The organism is Ruegeria sp. BHSC026 (assembly GCF_059613065.1).
This window is the reverse complement of record NZ_JBXWRV010000012.1, coordinates 73,141-94,385: the sequence shown is the minus strand read 5'-3', so window position 1 is coordinate 94,385 and position 21,245 is coordinate 73,141. Positions and strand designations below refer to the sequence as shown.

Sequence of the window (21,245 nt, the reverse complement as noted above, 5' to 3'; positions counted from 1 at the left end):
GCCGCAGGCCGAGGACCAGCCCTATGAAATCGCGCAGCTGTGGGCGGTACCGGGCAAGGGGCGCGCGTGGCTGGATTTCCAGAACGACGTGACCGTCAAGGATGTCAAACAGGCCGCGACCGAGAACTTCCGCTCGGTCGAGCACATGAAGCGCTATACTACGCAGGGCATGGCCACCGATCAGGGCAAGAACTCGAATGTCGCGGCGCTGGCCGTGCTGGCGGATGCCACCGGGCGCGGGATTGCCGAAACCGGAACCACCACCTTTCGCCCGCCTTACACGCCGATTGCCATCGCTGCGCTGGGCGCGGGGTCCGAGGGGGCGGGTTTCAAACCGCAGCGGTTCACCACCTCGCACAAGGCGTCGGTGGCGCGCGGGGCACCGATGGTCGAGGCCGGGCTATGGTACAGGCCTAGTTATTTTCCGCAGCCGGGCGAGACCACGTGGCGCCAGTCCTGCGACCGCGAGGTGCAGATGGTGCGCACGGCGGTCGGCGTGTGCGATGTGTCGACCCTGGGCAAGATCGACATTCAGGGGCGCGACGCCGCGCAGTTTCTGGATTTCGTCTATACCAACACGTTTTCGACGCTGAAGGTCGGGCGCGTGCGCTATGGGCTGATGCTGCGTGAGGATGGGTTCGTCATGGATGACGGCACCACCGCGCGGTTGGGTGATAGTCATTTCCTGATGACCACCACGACCGCCGCCGCCGGTGACGTGATGAAACATCTGGAATTCGTGCGTCAGGGTCTGCGGCCCGATTGGGACGTGTCGCTGGTTTCAGTGACGGAACAATGGGCGCAATTCGCCGTGGCCGGCCCCAAATCGCGCGAGGTGCTGAACGGCATGCTGGACACCCCACTGGATGATGCTGAATGGCCGTTCATGGCCTGCGGTCCGGTTTCGGTTCTGGGGGTGCCGGGGCGTCTGTTCAGGATCTCGTTCTCGGGCGAACACGCCTATGAGATTGCCGTGCCTGCGCGGTATGGAGCCAGCCTGTTCGACATTCTGACCCAACGGGCCGAGGCGCTGGGTGGCGGCCTGTATGGGATGGAGGCGCTTAACGTCCTGCGGATCGAGAAGGGGTTCATCACCCATGCCGAAGTCCACGGGCGAACAACGGCCTATGACATCGGGATGGGCCGGATGGTGTCGCGGAAAAAGGACTGCATCGGCAAGACTATGTCCGAACGCCCAGGGCTTGAGGCGCCGGGGCGCGAGCGGTTGGTCGGGCTCAAACCCATCGGGGAGAGCCGCCAGTTGCTGGCAGGTGCGCATCTGTACAACGAAGAGGACGCGCCGGTACGCACCAACGATCAGGGCTATGTGACCTCGGTCTGCTATTCGCCAACGCTGGGCAGCATGCTGGGGCTGGCGTTTCTGGCCGATGGCCCCGACCGTCATGGCGAGATCGTCAAGATGGTCGATCACCTGCGCGGCGTGACCACGCTGTGTGAGGTGACGGACCCGGTGTTCTTTGATCCAGAGGGAGAGCGTGTGCGTGGATAAGCTGATTGCTCAGACCCCGTGTGACGGGCTGCTGCCGCTGACCATTGGAACGGTCTTGGTCACCGAGGTCGACCCGAGCGCGATACATGCGGTTTCGGCCTTTCAAGGGCAGACCAAAGCACTGTTCGACGCGATGAAGGCGGCGCATGGCATGGCCCTGCCGGCCCCGAACCGCGCCACTGGGAAAGAAGGCGCGCGGGCCATCTGGTTCGGCCCGGGTCAGGCCATGCTGATCGGCCCCGCACCGGACCCTTCGCTGTCCGCCCACGCCGCGGTCGTCGACCAGTCCGATGCCTGGGCCGTGGTGCGGCTTGAGGGCGACGGTGCCGAGGATGTTTTGGCCCGTTTGGTGCCCGTCGATCTGCGCCCGCAGCACTTCAAACGCGGGCATACGGCGCGGACGCTGCTGTTTCACATGAACGCCTCGATTACCCGGATCGGTGAGAAAGCCTTTCAGATCATGGTGTTCCGGTCGATGGCCGCATCATTGGTGCATGATCTGAAAAGGGCCATGGTAGGCGTCGCCGCGCGCCGCTAGACTGAACACAGGTAACGATTCCAAGAGGACCCAATGCTGCGCATCGCACTTGCCGCCGCCCTGCTGGCCACGCCGCTGGCTGCCGCTGAAACCAAGGAACAAAGCTGCAAATACCAGGCCGAGGTCGTGACCGCGATCCAGAAGGCGCGGCTGGATCGCGTGAAGGAACGGGACGTCCCGCAGGCGGTGGCCGAGGCCGGCCCAACATGGCCCGAGAATTACAACGCCGCGATCCCGTTGATCACCCCGTGGGTTTATGAGCAGAAGATGCGCGATATCCGCAAAAAAGACCTCGGCGCCGCCTGGATGGAGCTGTGCCTGCAGCAATAATCCACAGGGCTGCCAATTGGCTGTGGACAAAGGCCTGCCGCGCCCTTGGCTGGCGGTCCCGTTTCTGCCATGTATGACACATGTCATTGCCCCCTGGATTTCTGGATGAGCTGCGCACCCGTCTGAGCCTGTCTCAGGTCGTTGGGCGCAAGGTTATGTGGGACAATCGCAAGTCCAATCCGGGCAAGGGCGACATGTGGGCGCCATGCCCGTTCCATCACGAAAAGACGGCCTCGTTCCATGTGGATGACCAGAAAGGGTTCTATTACTGCTTCGGGTGTCACGCCAAGGGCGACGCGATCAGCTTCGTGAAAGACACCGAGAATGTCTCGTTCATGGAAGCTGTCGAAATTCTGGCCCGAGAGGCCGGATTGCCGATGCCCGCGCGCGACCCCAAAGCGCAGGAAAAGCAGGACCATCGGGCGCAGTTGGCCGATGTCATGGAGCAGGCGGTGCAGTTCTTCCGCCTGCAACTCAAGACCGGGGCAGGGGCCGAGGCGCGCGCCTATCTAGACCGCCGCGGTTTGGACACTCAGGCGTTGGACCGCTGGGAAATTGGGTTTGCGCCCGACGGCTGGCAGGCGTTGTGGGTCCACCTGCGCGGCAAAAACGTGGCTGAGGACCTGATCTTGGGCGCCGGTCTGGCTAAACCGTCGACCAAGGGCAAAAAGCCCTATGACACGTTCCGCAACCGCATCATGTTCCCGATCCGCGACCCGCGCGGCCGTTGCATCGCGTTCGGTGGGCGGGCGATGGATCCCAATGATAACGCCAAATATCTGAATTCGCCCGAAACCGCGCTGTTCGACAAGGGGCGAAGCCTCTACAACCACGGACCGGCCCGTCAGGCTGCGGGCAAGGGGCAACCGCTGATCGTGGCTGAGGGCTATATGGATGTGATCGCCCTGTCCGAGGCAGGTTTCGGCGCCGCCGTCGCGCCGCTGGGCACCGCGATAACAGAACATCAGTTGCACATGCTGTGGCGTATCGCCGACGAGCCGATCATCGCGCTGGATGGCGACACGGCCGGTCTGCGCGCGGCGATGCGGGCCATCGACCTGGCGCTGCCATTGTTGGTGGCCGGCAAGTCTCTGCGGTTCGCCCTGATGCCCGAGGGCAAGGACCCCGACGATCTGCTGCGCGCCGAAGGCCCGGCGGCGGTTCAGGCGGTGCTGGACGCGGCCATACCGATGGTCAGGCTTCTGTGGCGGCGCGAAACCGAGGGCAAGGTGTTCGACAGCCCCGAGCGCAAGGCGGCCCTGGACAAGGCGCTGCGCGAAAAGATCCAGCTGATCCGCGACCCATCGATCCGCGCCCATTACGGGCAGGAGATCAAGGACCTGCGCTGGCAGCTTTTCCGCCCGCAGCGGCAGTCCGGCCCCCGCACTTGGCAGCCGCGCGGGAAATGGCAGCCCGTGCGGCGGGCGCCGACGCCAAGCGCGCGATCGTCGTTTCTGGCGTCCACGGAAAACGCTGAAATCCGCCTGCGTGAAGCGGCGATCCTGGCGATTGCGATCCTGAACCCTCAGGTCGTGATCCAGTTCGAGACCCAGCTGGAGGAGATGGAGTGCCTCGACCCCGAACTGGCCGCTCTGCGCGATGCCGTTCTGCGCCACGCGATTGACGACCCGGACAACCTAAAGGACCACATTGTCGAAACTTTGGGGGCCGGCCCTCTTGAAAACCTGCTGGGCCTTCGCCATGTCGCAGTGATCCCCTGTGTGCACAAACCGGGCGACGTCGAAAAGGCACAGATGACACTGGCCGAGGAACTCGCAAAAATCAAAGCGCTCCGGGGGCTGGATGCCGAGATTGCCGAGGCCGAGGAGGAACTGTCTGACGTAACGGACGAGGCATTGACGTTCCGGTTGGCGCAAGCCGCCGAAGAGCGAAACCGCGCAAGTCGCAGCCAGAACGAGGACAGGACCGTATTCGACATTGCTGAGAACGGGGCGCGAATCAATCGCGATGAGAAGGACGCGTTTCAGGCGATCATGTCGGGCATCAAGTTCGAGCGGAAACGCCGCTGAGGTGGTGTTTTCATAAAGCACTGGAAAAGAAAAACGGGTAAACGGGTGGCCGAATCACTTCTACGCGCTAATGATTCGGTTCCATCGAATCACCCATCCCTGCAGGAGCACTGAATGGCCGCCAAGGATACCAACGAGGAACGGAAGTCCGACGACCAGGAACAGGAAATCTCGCTGGACATGAGCCAGGCCCAGGTCAAGAAGATGATCGCCGAGGCCCGCGAGAAAGGCTATATCACCTACGACCAGCTCAACCAGGTCCTGCCGCCGGATCAGGTCAGTTCGGAACAGATCGAGGACGTGATGTCGATGCTGTCCGAGATGGGCATCAACATCATTGAAGACGAAGAGGCCGAGGAGGAAGAGCAGAAGGGCTCGACCGATCTGGTCACGACTGACAGCAACCGCGAGGTTGCGCTGGCGGGGTCGCAGACCGAAAAGCTGGACCGCACCGACGACCCGGTGCGCATGTATCTGCGCGAGATGGGCAGCGTCGAGTTGCTGAGCCGCGAGGGCGAGATTGCCATCGCCAAGCGGATCGAGGCCGGACGCAATACCATGATCGCCGGGCTTTGCGAAAGCCCGCTGACCTTCCAGGCGATCTCGATCTGGCATGACGAACTGCTGTCAGAGGACATCCTGCTGCGCGACGTGATCGACTTGGAGGCCACCTTCGGCAACCAATTGGACGAGGACGGAGACGTTGAGGAGCCCGTCGTCGATACGTCGAAGGTTCAGGCGTCGAAACCCGCTAAGGACACCGGCCCCGAACTGGATGCCGACGGAAACCCGATCGCTTCGGACGATGACGACGACGAGGAAGATCAGGCGAACATGTCGCTGGCGGCGATGGAGGCCGCGCTCAAGGATCAGGTCCTGACGACGCTCGAACGTATTTCGACCGACTTCGCGATGCTGTCCGAGATGCAGGACAGTCGGATCTCGGCCACGCTGAACGAAGATGGCTCGTTCAGCGCGGAGGACGAGGCGACCTATCAGAAGTTGCGCTCGGAAATCGTCGAACTGGTGAACGGGCTGCACCTGCACAACAACCGGATCGAGGCCCTGATCGACCAGTTGTACGGTATCAACAAGCGGATCATGTCGCTGGACAGCGCCATGGTCAAGCTGGCCGATCAGGCCCGCATCAACCGGCGCGAGTTCATCGACGAATACCGTGGTCGTGAACTTGATCCCAACTGGCTTTCCGACATGGCCCAAAAGCCGGGACGTGGCTGGCAGATGTTCATCGAACGCTCGTCGGACAAGGTCGAGGAGCTGCGCAACGACATGGCGCAGATCGGTCAGTATGTCGGTCTGGACATCAGCGAGTTCCGCCGTATCGTCCAGCAGGTTCAGAAGGGCGAGAAAGAGGCACGTCAGGCCAAGAAGGAAATGGTCGAAGCCAACCTGCGCCTTGTGATCTCGATCGCCAAGAAATACACGAACCGTGGCCTGCAATTCCTTGATCTCATTCAGGAAGGCAATATCGGCCTGATGAAGGCGGTGGACAAGTTCGAATACCGCCGTGGCTACAAGTTCTCGACCTACGCGACCTGGTGGATCCGTCAGGCGATCACGCGCTCGATCGCGGATCAGGCGCGCACCATCCGTATCCCGGTGCACATGATCGAGACGATCAACAAGCTGGTGCGGACCGGCCGCCAGATGCTGCACGAGATCGGCCGCGAGCCGACGCCCGAGGAACTGGCCGAAAAGCTGCAGATGCCGCTGGAGAAGGTTCGCAAGGTGATGAAGATCGCCAAGGAGCCGATTTCTCTGGAAACCCCGATCGGCGACGAGGAAGACAGCCAGCTGGGCGATTTCATCGAGGACAAGAATGCCGTGCTGCCGCTGGACAGCGCCATTCAGGAAAACCTCAAGGAAACCACGACCCGGGTTCTAGCTTCGCTCACCCCGCGCGAGGAACGCGTTCTGCGGATGCGGTTCGGCATCGGCATGAACACCGACCACACGCTGGAAGAGGTCGGCCAGCAATTCAGCGTGACCCGCGAACGGATCCGGCAGATCGAAGCCAAGGCGCTGCGCAAGCTGAAACACCCCAGCCGCAGCCGCAAGTTGCGGTCTTTCCTTGATCAGTGATCTCAAAGGCGCCTCGATCGAGGCGCCTTTTTTTCGTTGCGGGGCAGACAGGGTCACACTGTCCAAACATGTAATCAACTTGGCATAACCGCGCATGCGGTTGGCCGTCACGCGCTCCATATGGTCAATGTCCACTCATGGGACGGGCCGGGGCGAGGTGGTGACGCCGATGACCCTCGGCCACCCTTCACGGTTGGATTGGATGGTCCACCCGGGCCTTCAAGGTGCTGGGCGGGTGCCCGGTCCATCGTTTGAAAGCCGTCGAAAACGCCGACTGATCGGCGTAGCCAAGCGCATAGGCGACCTGGGCCAGGGTCATCTCGTTTCGCAGCAGGGTCTGGGCCAGATCACAGCGCAGGTCATCGACGATCTGGCGAAAACTGGTGCCTTCGGCTCCAAGACGACGGGCAAAGGTACGCGGGCTCATGGCCAGCGTTTGAGCGGCGTCTTCGGCGCGTATGATCCTGCCCGGGAGGGATTGCGTGATCACCCCCTCGACCCGGCTGCGCAGGGTTTGCCGCTCTTGTCCGTTTTCGGCCAGCAGCCGTTCGCCATAGGCCAGAAGATGTTCTCGAAGGCGGGGATCGTAAGTGGGGATGGGCAGGTTCAGCGCCGTCAGCGGAAGCAGGATCTCCATCTGCTCCATGCCGAAGCGGACGGGAAAACCGGCAAGCCTTGAAAAGCGTGCCTCATGCCGCCCGACCTGGTGCTGGAACCGGATCTCGATCGGGTTGAGGTGCACTCCCGTCAGCGTGCGCATTCGGGCGATGGCGGCGAACATCAGAAACTCGGTCCGGCGGTGATACCGGGCGAAACGCGCATCTTTCCAATGCAGCCCCAGCGTGGCAGCGTTGCCGGACAGGTCCATGCTGAAACCAAGGGTCGGGTCGATGAAGCGGTGAAAACGAATGGTGTTTTCCATCACCTGCTTCAGGTCGCGCGAATATTTGCTGATATAGGCCGCGAGGCTGGACGCCGAAGTGACCCGCAATCCGGCCTTGGCTGCAAAGGTGATGTCGCCCAGCACATCGCAGGCGTGCCGGATGAAGCTAGCCTCGGTTTGTGCGCTGATCCGGGCTTCGGCCGCCGAGAGTTGGGCCGGGGTCAGGTCGGCGCGGTCAAATACCCGGGCGACCAGCTCCGGGTTTTCCGCCGCGCGTTCCAATTCGGCGGCCAAAAGCTTAAGCCTTGTGATTTCGACATCCATGGGACCCGTCCAAGCCAGCGCAGTTCGTCGGAGTATGCGCGCAAACCTCGTTCTTGAACAACCGGGACGGTCGTGCTGGGGTCTAACATTGTGCAGAAGGCACTGTTTGGCCCGAGTTCGAATGACTCTGGCACCCGATCCAATGCCGAGTGCGAAGCGCAGGTTTAGATACCCGTTCGTGCCGGGTCGGTTCCCATTGGGGAGTGGGACGAGCCCGGAGACGAGACGCACCACACCGTCCGCGGCTCCCCGGCACACGCATTATCTTGTGGCCGGGCCAGGCACATACCGCGATACGGTGACTGGCCGTGGGGACTCCCTTTCGCAAGGGCTTTCGCAAGGGCAAGGCAAAAAGGCGAGATTGTCGGCTGGATTCCTTCCCCAAAAATTCGACCGGGTACGATGAGGCGTGCTTCTGGTGCCCGGGGTGATAGCGGTACTTTTGGCCGTCGTCCTGCGCGGGGAGGGGCGGTTCCGCGACAACCCCCGGTGATTGAGGCCCTGGCCTGATATCACCGTTGGTTGACAGTGGCGCGCACGGATTGCGAGGATTGCTGAAAACATCGTGATCGGTTCTGGCCGGGACAAGCCCAAGCGCTAGCCTGAGTACGACATGACAGGAGAAAAGGAACAGACATGAAGCGGATCGTGGTTTGCGCGTGGCTTGCGGTCGGAGCGGTCGGCGTCCCGTCGATGTCCTTCGCCGCGCCGAACGGGTATCGCACCGAACCCATCAACAGCACCGATTTCGAGGTCATCCCGCGCTCGCGTCAGGATGTCGACGGGTATTGGTGTGCAGCTGCCGACTTCGCCCGCCGCGAGCTGGGCGCCGGCTGGCAGCAGCCGATCTATGTGTTGCGCGGCTATGGGCCCAGCGTCACGACCGGTCGCAGAACCGCGGTTCAATTCTCGCTCAATCCGCCGCCCGGTGGCGTGCCCCAGCAGAACAGTTTCATCACCTCGGGGTTTCAACCCGGCTACAGCATGTCGGTTCAAGGCGCGAATGCCCGGTGCAACGTGCGCCCGTTTCAACGGTAGGTGCCGGGCCGATGCAGGCAGAGTTTGCCGTTCAGACCCGTGGTCAGGGCTTGTACGAGTTCACGGACCGTATCCGGGGCTGGCTGTCCGCAACCGAGGCCGACGGACTGCTGACGCTCTTCGTGCGGCACACCTCCTGTTCGTTGCTGATTCAGGAAAACGCCGACCCCGAGGTCCAGACGGATCTCGGGGCGTTCTTCGCGCGGCTCGTGCCACCTTCCGACCACCCGTCCATGTCCTATCTCAAGCACACCTATGAGGGGCCGGATGACATGCCGGCGCATATCAAGGCCGCGATGATGCCGGTATCGCTATCCATTCCCGTTCGCGGCGGTCACCCCGTGCTGGGGACTTGGCAGGGGATCTACCTGTTTGAACACCGCACGGCGCCCCACCTGCGGAAGGTGGCCGCGCATTTCGCCTGACCCATTATCTAGCGGTGGAAATTTCCGACTACCCAAATCCTAGCGGCTGGCCTATAGTTGTGGATAAGTCGGCCCCAGCGCTGACAAAAAGAGGCGGAACAAGGGACGAGGAGACGGCGGATGCGCTGCCCGTTTTGCGGAAACATAGATACTCAGGTCAAGGATTCACGCCCGGCAGAAGATCATGTGGCCATCCGCAGGCGCCGGTTCTGCCCCGCATGCGGGGGCCGTTTCACCACTTACGAGCGTGTTCAACTGCGCGATCTGGTGGTGATTAAATCCAACGGCAAGCGGGAAGACTTCGATCGCGACAAACTTGAGCGTTCGATCCGCATCTCGATGCAGAAACGCCCGATCGACCCCGACCGGATTGACCAGATGATTTCGGGCATCGTGCGCCGGCTGGAAAGCATGGGCGAGACTGACATTCCGTCCAGCAAGATCGGCGAGATCGTCATGGAAGCTCTGGCGCGGATCGACACCGTCGCCTATGTTCGCTTTGCAAGCGTGTACAAGAATTTCCAGGCGGCCGATGATTTCGAGGAGTTCGTCCACGAACTGCGCCCGCCGCAGCCATCGACGGACGAGTGACCGACACTGACAAGCGATATATGACGCTGGCCCTGTCCCTGGGGCGGCGCGGACAAGGAATGTGCTGGCCCAACCCGGCTGTGGGCTGCGTCATCGTCAAGGATGGCCGGATCGTCGGGCGGGGTTGGACCCAGCCGGGCGGGCGTCCGCATGCCGAAGCTGAGGCACTGGCCCAGGCCGGTGAACGCGCCCGCGGAAGTACGGCCTACGTTTCGCTTGAACCCTGTGCGCACCATGGCAAAACGCCTCCGTGTGCGCAGGCTTTGATTGATGCCGGTGTTGCGCGTGTTGTTTCAGCGATCGAGGACAGCGATCCGCGCGTTGCCGGGCAGGGTTTTGAAATGCTCCGGGCCGCCGGGGTCGAGGTAACGACCGGTGTCATGGCCGATCAGGCCGCCTTGGATCACGCCGGGTTCTTCATGAAGACCGAACAGGGGCGCCCCTTCGTCACGCTGAAACTGGCCAGCAGTTTCGATGGTCGTATCGCAACCGCCTCGGGGCAGAGCAAGTGGATAACCGGCCCCGAATCCCGGCGGGCCGTGCACGCCATGCGCGCGCGACACGACGCGGTGATGGTCGGTGCGGGAACGGCTCGGGCCGATGATCCGTCTCTGACCGTGCGCGACCTGGGGGTTGGGCATCAGCCGGTGCGCATCGTGGTGTCACGCCATCTGGATATCCCGCTGCTGGGGCATTTGGCCCGCACCGCTTCACAGATACCCGTCTGGCTGTGCCATGGTCCGTCGCCGGACTCGGAACGCGCCCGCGCCTGGCGGGGATTGGGGGCCACGCTGATCCCCTGTGCAGTCCGGGGGCACCACATCGATGCCGTGGATCTGCTACAGCAATTGGGCCGGCAGGGTCTGACACGGGTGTTCTGCGAAGGCGGCTCGGCCTTGGCGGCGTCGCTTCTGGCCGACGACCTTGTTGATGAATTGGTCGGCTTTACCGCCGGTCTGGCGATTGGCGCCGAAGGTCTGCCTGCCATCGGGGCTCTGGGGCTTGAAGACCTGTCCGCGGCACCCGGGTTCGAACTGGCAGAAGCGCGCCCGGTGGGCGGCGATGTCTTGCAAGTCTGGCGCCGCTCCGCGCGTTAGGGTCGGTTCAGCGCCACAGATGCGCATGCGTGGCCAACGCGCCCTGAAGCTTGGACAGCAGCCGGTTTCCCGCGCCCGATGGCGTGGGTTCGCCCTGGGCGAGGCGGTCGACCGCAACCTCGACCGGGCAGGGGGCACCGGTGATCGGGTCGAAATACCGCGGGTAATCAATCAAAGCCGCATGCACGAGGCCCAGCAGCGACGGCCGCGCGCCGCGACGGGCGGGCACCGCGCCCAAATCGGTGGTCAGACCCCAGCCCGCATAGAACGGTGCCCCCAGCGTCGTGACCTTGACGCCACGCAACAGGGCCTCGAACCCCAGCGCCGACGTCATGGTCCAGATCTCCTGCACCTGCGGCAGAACCTGGGCTGGGTCGACGCCGGTCAGAACCATGTCGGCCAGCCCATCGGCATCGACCTGGCCTTCGCGCAGCCCGGCTTCGACATCCGGGTGGGGTTTGTAGATCACAACCGCATTCGGGTTCGCCTTTCGGGCCGCGTGCAGCAGGTCCAGGTTGGTGCGCACCGTGCTGGTTCCCAACAGAACCGAGGCGTCATCCTCGACCTGTCCGGGGACAAGAATGCGATGCCCGACCGGCAGATCGGGGCAGGGGCCGCCGATATTGTATTTGCTCAGGCCGGCTCGGGTCAGGCGTTGCACCAGATGACGGGCACGGCGTTCCTGATCGGGGCGCAGGGTCTCGCGCCGCGCGACCCAGTCCTCGAGCCGGCTGGGTCGGGTCGGGTCGTAGTAGATGCCCAGATCATCGGCCACCAGCGACAGCGGCGGCACCAACTGGGCCCCCAACCCGCGCGACCGCAAGAAGCCGTCTTCGATGCGGAAGACGCCCTCGGAGTCGCGGTCATGCTTGGCCCAGACCATATGCGGTCGGGTTGGGCTGGCGGGGCGCGCACCGGTGAAACGCATCTTGCGATAGCTTCCAAAGCCGCGCTGTAGATGCCGGCGTTTCCACAGCCGCATCCCCGATGCCGTCCAGCCCCGCCGGTCTTCGTGCCAGGCCCGCATGCGCGCCTCGAGCGTGTCCAGAACGGTCTCGATTTCGCACAGCCGGTCCCGGAATGGATCATACCATTTGGGGTAGAGGATCATCGCGGCGGCGAATAACTGCGCGCGGGTCAGGTTGCGCTGCCGGCGCGGCATTTCGGTGTCGTCGCGGGTCAACCCCCAACCGGCATAGAATGGCCGTCCGAACACACGCGGCTTGTGTCCGGCCAAAATGGCCTCGAATCCCAGTTGCGACGACAGCGTATAGACCCCGATCGCGCCTTCCAGCAGGTCCCAGATGTTGACCCGGTCGCGCAGCAGGCGGATGCGGTCGGTTTCATCCTGCGGCCCGAAATGTCCGGGGCGGTATCCCAACGTGGTCTCGGGATGAGTTTTGACGATGATACGGGCGCCGGGGTTTTCCTCTTGCGCGATCACCAGCATCTCGCGAAAGCGGGCCAGGTCGCCGCCGTTGGCGGTGACGGCGGCGTCACCCTGGGTCTGATCGACCACCAGCACATAGCCGGGTTCGGGCAGTTCTGCCTCGGGGTCGTATGCGGAATATTTGGTCAGCCGCAATTCAGCCATCCGCAGCATCGCGCCGCGCGCCCTGTCCAGAAGGGCGGTGTCGTCCAGCGGATGCGTGGCCAGCAGGGTCTCGAGATCCGAAGGGCGGTCGGCGTCGAAATGCACACCCGAGGCATCGAGCAGCAGGCCAAGCGGCGGCTCTTTTCCGCGGCCGGGGTGCAATGAGCGCAGAAAGGCGTCTTCGACGCGCAGCAGCGGGGCGTCGTACCGGGCCGCAACGCGTTCCCCGCGATGGGCAGTTGGGCTTTGCCCCCAGACGCCGATCCGGTCGCCCGCGCGCGGCAGTCCCAGCGCGACCTTGTGGCCTGACAGGGCCAGAATGCGGCGGATGCGCCGCTGGGTCAGAAACCCGCCATTGTAGACAAGCAGGCGCGCCAGGTTGCCGGAAACAGATGTATCGGCCGCCGGTTGCACGGATCAATTGCCGGTCAGCGTGGCCACGTTCGCAACCGGCGTCAGGCCGCCTGCGATCAACGAAATCGACTTGGTCCACTGGGCATAGGGCGCTTCGGTGACATAGATCGTGTCATCGTCGCGGATCACGAAATCTCGCGCCACGAACAGCCCGTTGGGCGCCGTCAGGTTCAAAAGGTAGATCATGCGCTGCTCGCCCTTCAGGTCCGTGCGGCCCACGATCTTGCGGGCGATGTCCTCGCGCTCGTTGCGCAGAACGAAGATGCCGGTCGGGTCGGACGAGAGCGACTGCAACCCGCCCACCTGGGCCAGAGCCTCGAGCGCCGAGAGGTCCTGACTGTCGAAAGCGACGCGCGACTGCCCCCCGGTGGCCCCCAGCGCAATGTAGGATCTCGTGTCCTGCTCGACCAGAATCCTGTCGCCGCCGCGCAGGGCGATGTCCATTTCGGGGTTCTGGAAAAGATCATTGTACCAGATCGTCCCTCTCTGGTTGCCGCGGATCACGGTGACCAGCGCGATGTCCGGGGCAACCGCTACGCCGCCGGCGCGCGCCAACATCGTCGACAGGGTTCGGGTGGGACGCTCGATCGTATAGATGCCCGGGGCGCCGATGGTCCCGGTCAGCGATACGGTCGAACCATCGCCGGCCACGCGGCGGATCTGCACCTGAGGGTCGGGGGTCTGCTCGCGCAGTTTGTCGGCGATCGTGGTGCGCAGTTGTTCGGGTGTGTTGCCCGAGGCCCGCAGGCGGCCTGCATAGGGGATGAAGATGTACCCTTCGCTGTCGACCTGCACTTCGTCCAGGCTGGTCGCGGGGCCGGTTTCACCGGACAGCAGACCGTCGTCGACGTTTTCCCAGATGGTCAGCCCCAGAACGTCGCCCGGGCGGATCGTGTCCGAAGTGATGTTCTGGGCGCCGCGGAAGGCCTGTGGGAACCCGTACTGAGGAATGGCGGCAGTAGTTTTAGCAACAAAATCGTCTACTTCTACGACAAATGCATTGCCGCCGTTCTGAACCGCACCAGCCAGGATTTCGGTCTTGTTGGGCCCGGACTTGGGAAGCTGGCATGCCGCCAGAATTGCGACGGTCGCGAAAAGAGTGACTTTTCGAATCCACCGGGTTGGGAAGCACTGCACGTTGTTGACCTCGACAGCCAGTGTTGTGTTTTTTGGTTTGTCGCGACGCTACTGAGTTTGGCGCTCAGATTCCAGACGTTGCCAGCCGTCGGGCCGGACGGGATTGAAACTGTGGCCCTTCGGTCGCGCCCCCAGCCAGGGCACGCGCGTAGGGGTCGTGTGCCTGCAGCATCCGGTCAACCACTTGTCGGAGCAGTTGTTTGCGGCCCCGCCGCGAATAGTACCCGCCGGGGATCTGGCAGGTTCCCAGCAGGAACTGGCGGTACGTGCGATAGGCGTCGGTGTTCGGCCCCCTTGGGTCGGCGAAAAACACCTCGATCGGCTGGTCGGACACCAGCTCGGGCTTGTCATAGACCGACCGGCCGAACACGCGCAGCGGGACGCCGCGCCACAACGCCTGCTGACCTGCCGTCGAATTGATGGTGACCGCCGACTTGGCGTGATCCAGAAGACGCGCCAGTTTACCGCCGGGCACATGGTGGACACGGTCGGCGATGCCCAGCCGGCGGGCCGTCTGGCGGATGAAGCGCGCCAGAGGCTCGCGGCAGTTTTCGAGCGGGTGTTCCTTGATGACCAGGTGGTGATGTGGCGGGGCGCCCTTGGCGAATCCCTCCATGACCGGCAGCAGGAAAGCGCACATCGACGAGAATTCGGAATGGGCCCGGACCGAACTGTCATGCGCCAGTTGCAACAGCACCAGATGATAAGGATACCCGCCCCGGCGGATGCGGGCGGTCGCCAGGCTGCGCCGGATTCGATGCAAGGGCATCCGCATCAGACGTTTGAAATACAGCCCGAATTCCTGGGAAACATGCAAATCGCGGTGCGGTCTGAAGTTCCGGTAGCCGTGATTCAGGAACAATACGAACCAATGGTACAGCGCGCCGTAGAAAACGTGTTGTCGCATGTCGCCCCAATGCGCGGGTGGCGGCGGAGTCGTTCCCTCGGTCAGTTCCACGGCTCGCTGCATTGTTGCGATGTCTAGGTCCATCAGCCGGGAATGTGCGTTCGATCCGTTCCGCTCATAGGTCACCCACCATGGGCGCAGATAGCCTTCTTCGAAAACATGGATCCTCAGGCCGCGCGCCCGGGCGATCCGGATCGCCACGGCATGCACCGGGCGAACGTCGCCATACAGAACGACATCGGTTACCCGCCGGGTCTCGAGCAGGTCGGCAAAGGCCTGCGGCCACGCGTCCAGCGTTCCGCGATACGGCACATAGCTGCGCTTGTCGAACCAGAAGGCGCGGTCGCCCGCATTGAACCCCACCCGCAAGACCGCGGCGCCGGCCGCCCGCAGCATGCGCCCCAACCCGTGAAAGAACGGCCCATGCGGCCCCTGCAAAAAAAGGAACACGCGACCGTCTTGCGTTGAAATCGGAGCGTTCATGCCGTTTGCGCACACCTGCATGCGTTTGAGAATTGCGCCGAAACTATGCCCGTCCGCCCCTGGACGCGCAAGCCGGGGCTTGCCCCGGCGGCCGGTTGGGCTTACCTCGGGCCAGATGACTTCGGATAGTTTGCGCGCAGAGGGTTAACGGAATGTTTACTGGGATCGTCACCGACATCGGCACCATCATCGAACTGGAGCAGCAGGGCGATCTGCGGGCGCGGATCAAGACGGGCTACGATACCGCGGGGATTGATATCGGCGCCTCGATCGCCAGTGACGGGGTCTGCCTGACCGTGATTGCGCTGGGCGACGACTGGTACGATGTGCAGATCAGCGCCGAGACGGTTTCCAAGACTAACCTCGACGGGTGGCAGGTGGGCAAACGCGTCAACCTGGAACGCGCCCTCAAGGTGGGCGACGAACTGGGCGGGCACATCGTCTCAGGCCATGTGGACGGCGTCGCCGTGGTGATCGCCGTGACGGACGAGGGTGACAGCACCCGGGTGACCCTGCGCGCGCCGCAAGATCTGGCACGGTTCATCGCGCCCAAGGGCTCGGTCGCGCTGAACGGCACCTCGCTGACCGTGAACGACGTGGACGGGTGCGATTTCGGCATCAACTTCATCCCGCACACCAAGGAGGTCACCACCTGGGGCGACGTCAAGTTAGGCGACCGGGTGAATCTCGAGATCGACACGCTGGCCCGTTACGTCGCGCGGCTGTCGGAAATGACCTGACGCCGGACTAAACGCCGCGTTAGCCCCGCGCGGATTCGTTTGCGGACTGGCCTTTGCGCGCGTGCTGGTCTATCCCGCGTTGCAACACCTGCTCTGTGAAAGGCTGCCCCATGAGCTTTGAAACACCCGGACCGGTCGAGGCCCAGCTGCGCGACGCGATCAGCCCGATTGAAGAGATCATCGAAGAGGCGCGCCAGGGCCGGATGTACATATTGGTCGATCACGAGGACCGCGAAAACGAGGGAGACCTGGTGATCCCGGCGGAATTCGCCGATGCCGAGGCGATCAATTTCATGGCCACGCATGGCCGCGGGCTGATCTGCCTGCCGATGACGGCTGAACGGATAGACCGTCTGGGCCTTCCGATGATGGCCGTGAACAACTCGTCGCGGCACGAGACGGCCTTTACCGTTTCGATCGAGGCGCGCGAAGGCGTCAGCACCGGGATCTCGGCTGCCGATCGGGCACTGACCATTGCCACCGCGATCAACGAACAGAACACCATGGCGCATCTGGCTACGCCCGGCCATGTCTTTCCGCTGCGCGCCAAGCGGGGCGGGGTGCTTGTACGCGCCGGCCACACCGAGGCCGCCGTGGACATTTCGCGCCTGGCCGGATTGAACCCCTCGGGCGTAATCTGCGAGATCATGAAGCCTGACGGCACCATGGCCCGGCTGCCCGATCTGGTCGAATTCGCCAGGGAACACGGGCTGAAGATCGGCACCATCAGCGACCTGATCTCGTACCGTGCGCGCCACGACAATCTGGTGGTCGAGACCGCGCGCAGGATGGTCACGTCGGAATATGGCGGCGAGTGGGAGATGCGGATCTTCACCGATCAGACCCACGGGATCGAACATGTGGTGATGATCAAGGGCGACATCAGCACGCCCGAGCCCGTCCTGACCCGCACCCATGCGCTGCACGAGGCCTCGGACATTTTGGGATTGGGCCCAAAATCGCCGCAGGAACTGCCGCGCGCGATGGAAAAGATCGCCGCCGAGGGGCGCGGCGTGGTCTGCCTGTTCCGCAACCCGCGCCACTCGCTGTACGCGGCCGAGGACGAAGGCCCGCGCACCATCAAGCAAACCGGTCTGGGCGCGCAGATCCTGTCAAAGATGGGCATCAAGGAACTGGTGCTGCTGACCGACTCGCCGCAGACGAAATACCTGGGTCTGGACGCCTTTGGCCTGTCCATCGTCGGGACCCGCTCGATTCTCAAGGGTGACTGAGCATGGCTGAGCAAGATAAACACGGCGTTCTGCCGACCCCGAAATTCGATGACCCGGTCAAGCTGCTGATCGTTGTGGCCCCGTTCTATCGCGCCATCGCCGACGACCTGGTTCGCGGCGCCAAGGCCGAGATCGAGGCCGCAGGCGGTAGCTACGAGGTGGTCGAGGTGCCCGGCGCGCTCGAGATCCCGACCGCGATTGCCATGGCCGACCGCCAGTGCAACTTCGATGGCTATGTGGCGCTGGGCTGCGTGATCCGGGGCGAGACCACGCATTACGAAACCGTCTGCAACGATTCCAGCCGCGCGATCCAGCTGCTGGGCCTGCAGGGGCTGTGCATCGGCAACGGCATCCTGACGGTTGAGAATGACGCGCAGGCCGAAGTGCGCGCCAATCCGGAAAAGATGAACAAAGGCGGCGGCGCGGCGGCTGCGGCCTTGCATCTGATCGCACTCAGACGTAAGTGGGGCGCTTCGAAAAAGGGCGTCGGATTCAAGCCGCCGTCCGAGTCCATCCTTGTGGCGGGCGACAGCAACGGATCAACGACAGCATGACCCAGACAGACACGCCGAAACCGGCAAACCGGAAACGCCTAATGAAATCCGCCGCGCGGTTGTACGCCGTGCAGGCGCTGTTCCAGATGGAGCAGTCGGGCCAGACGACCGAACAGGTGGTCAACGAGTTTCTGGATCACCGGTTCGGCGCGGTCTACGAGGGCGACGAGATGCTGGAAGGCGACAGCGCGCTGTTTCGCAAACTGGTGGATGACGCGGTGAACTATCAGGCGCCGATCGACCAGATGACCGACCGGGCGCTGGTGGCCAAATGGCCGATTTCGCGCATCGACCCGACCTTGCGGGCGCTGTTCCGCGCGGCCGGCGCCGAGCTGAGCCAGAGCGACACGCCGCCCAAGGTGGTCATCAACGAATTCGTTGACGTGGCGCGCGCCTTTTTCCCCGAAGGCAAAGAGCCGAAATTCGTCAACGCGGTTCTGGACCACATGGCCCGCGAAGCCAAGCCCGAGGCGTTCTGACGCGCCACGGGCGATTTTACCCGGCATGAAATTGCGCTAGACTCGTATCGTGTGAGGGAGGTGCGTCATGCCGAAACTGATCCGTCTTTACATCACCCAGGTCGCACTGGGCTTTGTGATCTCGGCTGTGTTCGTCGCCGTGCTGCTGCTGTTGAACATGGCCAACCTACGCCACCTCATCACCGGGTCCGACATTGGCTTTATCGCGCTGATCATGATCTGGTTCATGAACGGGATCGTCTTTGCGGGCGTCCAATTCGCCTATGCGATCATGAGCATGGCCGAAAAGCCCAAAGGCCCGCGCGGAGGAACCCCGGTTGCAGTCAAGCTGGAACCCGTGCGCGTTGAAGCGCGCCGGTCGTGATAGGTGGTTCCTGGCGCTTGCAATTGGTCTTCCCCTGACATTGGATGCGCAAGCGTATCGAGTTGTCCATGAAAGACCGTTTCCGTGACCAAGCCAAGTTGTGAAGACGCCATCAATTCGCGGGCGTTTCTGGATGATCTGTCAAGTTTGAATCAGGCGATTGCCGACGGGCTGAAACAAGCAGGCGAGCCAGTCGCGATCAATGGAAACGTGTGCTATGCACACATGCGGGAAGACTTTCACACATCCGATCTCGCGCCATCGATGGAGCCGAAACGGCGTGCTCTTCATCGGCTGGCACAGGAAAGCAATTGTTTTGCCGAGGTCGGAGTGGCGGGTGGCCACGCGGCTTTGTTGGCGCTGCACTCGAACCCCGGTTTGAAATATATCGGAATCGACCTTGGCCAGCGTTTGCGTGATTCATGGCCGGCGGTCGACATCTACGTGCCGATCGCGTTCCGATGGTTCGAAAACCGCTTCCCTGAACGCGTGAAGTTCTACCTCAGGCCGGCGATCGAAGGGCTGGAGCAGGCTGTTCAGGATCGGCCGTTCGGCCCGATCGACCTTTTGCATCTGGATGCGCAAAAGAACAACCGGGTGGCCGAGTTGGATGCAGTCTGGCCTGGCTTGGCTGACAGATGCTACTTGATTCAGGGCGACAACCGAAACGGCCATGTGCAAGCAAGCTCGGCTCGTTTGGTCGAGCAAGGGCGAGCGCGGCCGGTCAGCCTGATTGGGCCGGAAACGCTGCATAGCGCGAATTTCGGCCTATTGGAGACCGGTCCGGGCGTTGTGCGCAACGGACTCAGCCTAGACGGGCTTGCCCATCAGCGCATTCTTGTGTGCGTATGCCATCAGGATGATGAAACACTGTTTGCCGGCTCACTTCTGGCGCATCTCAAGGGGCGTGCCGAAGTTGTCGTTGCAAGCTTCTTCCGGCCTGCGTCCAGCCGTCGAGACACCGATACGCGCGAGGCAGCGATGCAACAGGCGTGCGACATGATTGGTGCCACCCGGGTGCAACTGCCCTTTGCGGTCGAAAGTGATTACCCGAGGCTGCGTCGTTTTATTCGCATGCCAACCAGCGATAGCATGCCAGAACCTGAAATAGTCCGGCCATTGCGCCGCCATCCGTTGTTTGGGCTGTTATCTGGATCTGCCTATGCGTTGATGAAGCAGTTCGCGCCGACAACTGTCATCACTCACAACCGAGTCGGCGAATACGGGCATATCGAACACGTGCTGTTACATCATGCGGTGAAGCAGGCATCTGCACGTTACACGGACGCTCAGTTGTTGACGTTTGGATTGAACCTGCCAGCGGCAGATTTGACCGTGCCAAGCCTGCCGGATCAGAAAAATAGGATGTTTGACTGCTATATGCCGCAATGGAACGGGCGCAAACTCTATGATTTTGCTCTGGATGACGAAACATTCGTACGGGTCAATCCGCAGGAATTCACCTGATCGGAAGGCGGCGGGACCACCAGGCAACCGTGCGGTTTTGATTCCCGAGGACCTGTATGTACAGGTGGGCGCCAGGTAATCAGGCCAGGACCTGAACAGAGCCAGCTCCCTCGGAATTGCTTAAGGCCACCGGAATGCTACCGGTCACGAGAAGGGCAGAACCCGCCAATGGCCTAACTAGGGTGCCGCGCCGGGCTGCGCAAGGGGGCCAGTTGCAAAAGAAGGCATGCGGGGTCGCCCGAACGGGCCGGCACGGCGGTGGCTCGTTCCGGTCCGATCCTCATGGCGAAGGTCCTTGATTTTTGTTCTTGAATTGTTCACATTCTGCGCATGACGTTGGATCTGCAGCCCGGTCAAAGGCTGGCCCGCGGGGTTGCCCGACATCTGGCCAGCCACGGCTTTGTTTCTATTGAGGAATTCGTACCCGCGCGCGGGTTGCGGGTGGATGTGATGGGTCTGGGTCCCAAGGGTGAGCTGTGGGTGGTCGAGTGCAAATCCAGCCGGGTCGATTACCAGTCCGATTCCAAATGGGGCGGATACCTGGACTGGTGCGACCGGTTCTTCTGGGCCGTGGATACTGATTTTCCAACCGACCTCTTGCCGACGGAAACCGGTCTGATCATCGCCGACGCCTATGACGCCGAAATCATACGGATGCCGCCCGAGGCCAAGCTGGCGGCAGCCCGGCGCAAGAAGCTGATCCAGAAATTTGCGATGGACGCCGCGCGGCGTCTGCACATGCTGCGCGATCCGCGGCCCTGAAGGTCAGCGTTTGACCGCGCGGGCAGCCTGGGCGGCGGCGCGGATCTCGTCGGCGATTTCCTCGGCCTCTTCCGGGTCGAAATCCATCGGGATTTCGAGGTTGTCGGCTTCGACGAACAGGCGCACCATGCCTTGATCGGTGGGGCCGATCTGCAGGTTCGCTTCGATGTCGCGTTCGGTATTGATGCCCATTTTCGCCTCCGGAGACTGAGCGTTTCTGCTAGCGCGCAACCGGGATTGAAT

The 21,245-nt window shown here is 62.8% G+C and carries 21 protein-coding genes; 16 read left to right on the top strand and 5 right to left on the bottom strand.

Annotated features, from left to right (window positions below):
- From AC2FME_RS14415 to rpoD, 5 genes are all read left to right on the top strand, one after another.
- A partial coding sequence (locus tag AC2FME_RS14415; protein ID WP_496800790.1) for a glycine cleavage T C-terminal barrel domain-containing protein occupies positions 1 to 1,510 on the top strand: 1,510 nt, incomplete at its 5' end.
- On the top strand, positions 1,503 to 2,048 hold the full coding sequence (locus tag AC2FME_RS14410) for a sarcosine oxidase subunit gamma (RefSeq protein WP_496800789.1): 546 nt from the start codon (positions 1,503 to 1,505) through the stop codon (positions 2,046 to 2,048). The genes AC2FME_RS14415 and AC2FME_RS14410, both read left to right, overlap by 8 nt.
- Positions 2,049 to 2,081: 33 nt before the next feature.
- Positions 2,082 to 2,378: a hypothetical protein gene (locus tag AC2FME_RS14405; RefSeq protein ID WP_496679573.1), complete on the top strand. Its 297-nt coding sequence runs from the start codon at positions 2,082 to 2,084 to the stop codon at positions 2,376 to 2,378.
- Between the two features lie 80 nt (positions 2,379 to 2,458).
- A complete protein-coding gene (dnaG, locus tag AC2FME_RS14400; RefSeq protein ID WP_496800788.1) occupies positions 2,459 to 4,408 on the top strand; it encodes a DNA primase in 1,950 nt (649 codons plus the stop codon).
- Positions 4,409 to 4,522: 114 nt separating this feature from the next.
- Positions 4,523 to 6,511: an RNA polymerase sigma factor RpoD gene (gene rpoD / locus AC2FME_RS14395; protein ID WP_496679575.1), complete on the top strand. Its 1,989-nt coding sequence runs from the start codon at positions 4,523 to 4,525 to the stop codon at positions 6,509 to 6,511.
- Positions 6,512 to 6,698: 187 nt separating this feature from the next.
- Here the strand turns inward: rpoD and AC2FME_RS14390 are convergent, their stop codons facing one another.
- Positions 6,699 to 7,718 carry an AraC family transcriptional regulator gene (locus AC2FME_RS14390; RefSeq protein ID WP_496679577.1) on the bottom strand — a complete coding sequence of 340 codons (1,020 nt, stop codon included), beginning with the start codon at positions 7,716 to 7,718 and terminating at the stop codon, positions 6,699 to 6,701.
- A 636-nt stretch (positions 7,719 to 8,354) separates the two neighbouring features.
- Here AC2FME_RS14390 and AC2FME_RS14385 point away from each other — a divergent pair.
- The 4 genes from AC2FME_RS14385 to ribD all read left to right on the top strand — a co-directional run bounded on the left by AC2FME_RS14385 (position 8,355) and on the right by ribD (position 10,869).
- Entirely contained in the window at positions 8,355 to 8,756 is a 402-nt protein-coding gene (locus AC2FME_RS14385) for a hypothetical protein (RefSeq protein ID WP_490360845.1), read from the top strand.
- Between the two features lie 11 nt (positions 8,757 to 8,767).
- Positions 8,768 to 9,181 (top strand): secondary thiamine-phosphate synthase enzyme YjbQ, encoded by a 414-nt coding sequence (locus tag AC2FME_RS14380; protein ID WP_496800787.1) that lies wholly within the window; start codon positions 8,768 to 8,770, stop codon positions 9,179 to 9,181.
- 120 nt (positions 9,182 to 9,301) lie between these two features.
- Positions 9,302 to 9,772, top strand: coding sequence for a transcriptional regulator NrdR (gene nrdR / locus AC2FME_RS14375; protein ID WP_490360843.1), 471 nt, complete (start codon positions 9,302 to 9,304; stop codon positions 9,770 to 9,772).
- Positions 9,769 to 10,869, top strand: a complete 1,101-nt coding sequence (gene ribD, locus AC2FME_RS14370) for a bifunctional diaminohydroxyphosphoribosylaminopyrimidine deaminase/5-amino-6-(5-phosphoribosylamino)uracil reductase RibD (RefSeq protein ID WP_496800786.1) — start codon at positions 9,769 to 9,771, stop codon at positions 10,867 to 10,869. The genes nrdR and ribD overlap by 4 nt, the downstream gene beginning before the upstream one ends.
- Positions 10,870 to 10,876: 7 nt before the next feature.
- Here the strand turns inward: ribD and AC2FME_RS14365 are convergent, their stop codons facing one another.
- The 3 genes from AC2FME_RS14365 to AC2FME_RS14355 all read right to left on the bottom strand — a co-directional run bounded on the left by AC2FME_RS14365 (position 10,877) and on the right by AC2FME_RS14355 (position 15,404).
- Entirely contained in the window at positions 10,877 to 12,877 is a 2,001-nt protein-coding gene (locus AC2FME_RS14365; RefSeq protein ID WP_496800785.1) for a capsule polysaccharide biogenesis protein, read from the bottom strand.
- A 3-nt stretch (positions 12,878 to 12,880) separates the two neighbouring features.
- Positions 12,881 to 14,014: a polysaccharide biosynthesis/export family protein gene (locus AC2FME_RS14360; RefSeq protein ID WP_496679583.1), complete on the bottom strand. Its 1,134-nt coding sequence runs from the start codon at positions 14,012 to 14,014 to the stop codon at positions 12,881 to 12,883.
- 64 nt (positions 14,015 to 14,078) lie between these two features.
- Positions 14,079 to 15,404, bottom strand: coding sequence for a capsule polysaccharide biogenesis protein (locus AC2FME_RS14355; protein WP_496800784.1), 1,326 nt, complete (start codon positions 15,402 to 15,404; stop codon positions 14,079 to 14,081).
- A gap of 152 nt (positions 15,405 to 15,556) precedes the next feature.
- Between AC2FME_RS14355 and AC2FME_RS14350 the strand changes: the two genes are divergently transcribed.
- The 7 genes from AC2FME_RS14350 to AC2FME_RS14320 all read left to right on the top strand — a co-directional run bounded on the left by AC2FME_RS14350 (position 15,557) and on the right by AC2FME_RS14320 (position 21,002).
- On the top strand, positions 15,557 to 16,144 hold the full coding sequence (locus AC2FME_RS14350; RefSeq protein WP_496800783.1) for a riboflavin synthase: 588 nt from the start codon (positions 15,557 to 15,559) through the stop codon (positions 16,142 to 16,144).
- A gap of 110 nt (positions 16,145 to 16,254) precedes the next feature.
- Positions 16,255 to 17,376: a 3,4-dihydroxy-2-butanone-4-phosphate synthase gene (ribB, locus tag AC2FME_RS14345; protein WP_496679587.1), complete on the top strand. Its 1,122-nt coding sequence runs from the start codon at positions 16,255 to 16,257 to the stop codon at positions 17,374 to 17,376.
- A 2-nt stretch (positions 17,377 to 17,378) separates the two neighbouring features.
- On the top strand, positions 17,379 to 17,930 hold the full coding sequence (locus AC2FME_RS14340) for a 6,7-dimethyl-8-ribityllumazine synthase (RefSeq protein ID WP_496800782.1): 552 nt from the start codon (positions 17,379 to 17,381) through the stop codon (positions 17,928 to 17,930).
- On the top strand, positions 17,927 to 18,409 hold the full coding sequence (gene nusB / locus AC2FME_RS14335) for a transcription antitermination factor NusB (protein ID WP_496679589.1): 483 nt from the start codon (positions 17,927 to 17,929) through the stop codon (positions 18,407 to 18,409). Before AC2FME_RS14340 ends, nusB begins: the two co-directional genes overlap by 4 nt.
- 67 nt (positions 18,410 to 18,476) lie before the next feature.
- Positions 18,477 to 18,773, top strand: coding sequence for a hypothetical protein (locus AC2FME_RS14330; RefSeq protein ID WP_496800781.1), 297 nt, complete (start codon positions 18,477 to 18,479; stop codon positions 18,771 to 18,773).
- A gap of 84 nt (positions 18,774 to 18,857) precedes the next feature.
- Positions 18,858 to 20,240 (top strand): PIG-L family deacetylase, encoded by a 1,383-nt coding sequence (locus AC2FME_RS14325; RefSeq protein WP_496800780.1) that lies wholly within the window; start codon positions 18,858 to 18,860, stop codon positions 20,238 to 20,240.
- 330 nt (positions 20,241 to 20,570) lie between these two features.
- Positions 20,571 to 21,002, top strand: a complete 432-nt coding sequence (locus AC2FME_RS14320; RefSeq protein ID WP_496679595.1) for an MmcB family DNA repair protein — start codon at positions 20,571 to 20,573, stop codon at positions 21,000 to 21,002.
- Positions 21,003 to 21,005: 3 nt separating this feature from the next.
- Here AC2FME_RS14320 and AC2FME_RS14315 read toward each other — a convergent pair whose 3' ends face one another.
- Complete coding sequence (locus AC2FME_RS14315; RefSeq protein ID WP_149776801.1) at positions 21,006 to 21,194, bottom strand: DUF6324 family protein; 189 nt, start codon at positions 21,192 to 21,194, stop codon at positions 21,006 to 21,008.
- Positions 21,195 to 21,245: the final 51 nt, after the last annotated feature.

What these genes read in the sequence shown, in the direction of transcription:
- ribB (WP_496679587.1), top strand. Translation starts at nt 16,255, where the DNA reads ATGAGCTTTGAAACACCCGGACCGGTCGAGGCCCAGCTGCGCGACGCG.
- nrdR (WP_490360843.1), top strand. Translation starts at nt 9,302, where the DNA reads ATGCGCTGCCCGTTTTGCGGAAACATAGATACTCAGGTCAAGGATTCA.
- AC2FME_RS14385 (WP_490360845.1), top strand. Translation starts at nt 8,355, where the DNA reads ATGAAGCGGATCGTGGTTTGCGCGTGGCTTGCGGTCGGAGCGGTCGGC.
- AC2FME_RS14350 (WP_496800783.1), top strand. Translation starts at nt 15,557, where the DNA reads ATGTTTACTGGGATCGTCACCGACATCGGCACCATCATCGAACTGGAG.
- AC2FME_RS14340 (WP_496800782.1), top strand. Translation starts at nt 17,379, where the DNA reads ATGGCTGAGCAAGATAAACACGGCGTTCTGCCGACCCCGAAATTCGAT.
- AC2FME_RS14390 (WP_496679577.1), bottom strand. Translation starts at nt 7,718, where the DNA reads ATGGATGTCGAAATCACAAGGCTTAAGCTTTTGGCCGCCGAATTGGAA.
- nusB (WP_496679589.1), top strand. Translation starts at nt 17,927, where the DNA reads ATGACCCAGACAGACACGCCGAAACCGGCAAACCGGAAACGCCTAATG.
- AC2FME_RS14405 (WP_496679573.1), top strand. Translation starts at nt 2,082, where the DNA reads ATGCTGCGCATCGCACTTGCCGCCGCCCTGCTGGCCACGCCGCTGGCT.
- dnaG (WP_496800788.1), top strand. Translation starts at nt 2,459, where the DNA reads ATGTCATTGCCCCCTGGATTTCTGGATGAGCTGCGCACCCGTCTGAGC.
- AC2FME_RS14315 (WP_149776801.1), bottom strand. Translation starts at nt 21,194, where the DNA reads ATGGGCATCAATACCGAACGCGACATCGAAGCGAACCTGCAGATCGGC.
- AC2FME_RS14320 (WP_496679595.1), top strand. Translation starts at nt 20,571, where the DNA reads ATGACGTTGGATCTGCAGCCCGGTCAAAGGCTGGCCCGCGGGGTTGCC.
- AC2FME_RS14380 (WP_496800787.1), top strand. Translation starts at nt 8,768, where the DNA reads ATGCAGGCAGAGTTTGCCGTTCAGACCCGTGGTCAGGGCTTGTACGAG.
- rpoD (WP_496679575.1), top strand. Translation starts at nt 4,523, where the DNA reads ATGGCCGCCAAGGATACCAACGAGGAACGGAAGTCCGACGACCAGGAA.
- AC2FME_RS14330 (WP_496800781.1), top strand. Translation starts at nt 18,477, where the DNA reads ATGCCGAAACTGATCCGTCTTTACATCACCCAGGTCGCACTGGGCTTT.
- AC2FME_RS14355 (WP_496800784.1), bottom strand. Translation starts at nt 15,404, where the DNA reads ATGAACGCTCCGATTTCAACGCAAGACGGTCGCGTGTTCCTTTTTTTG.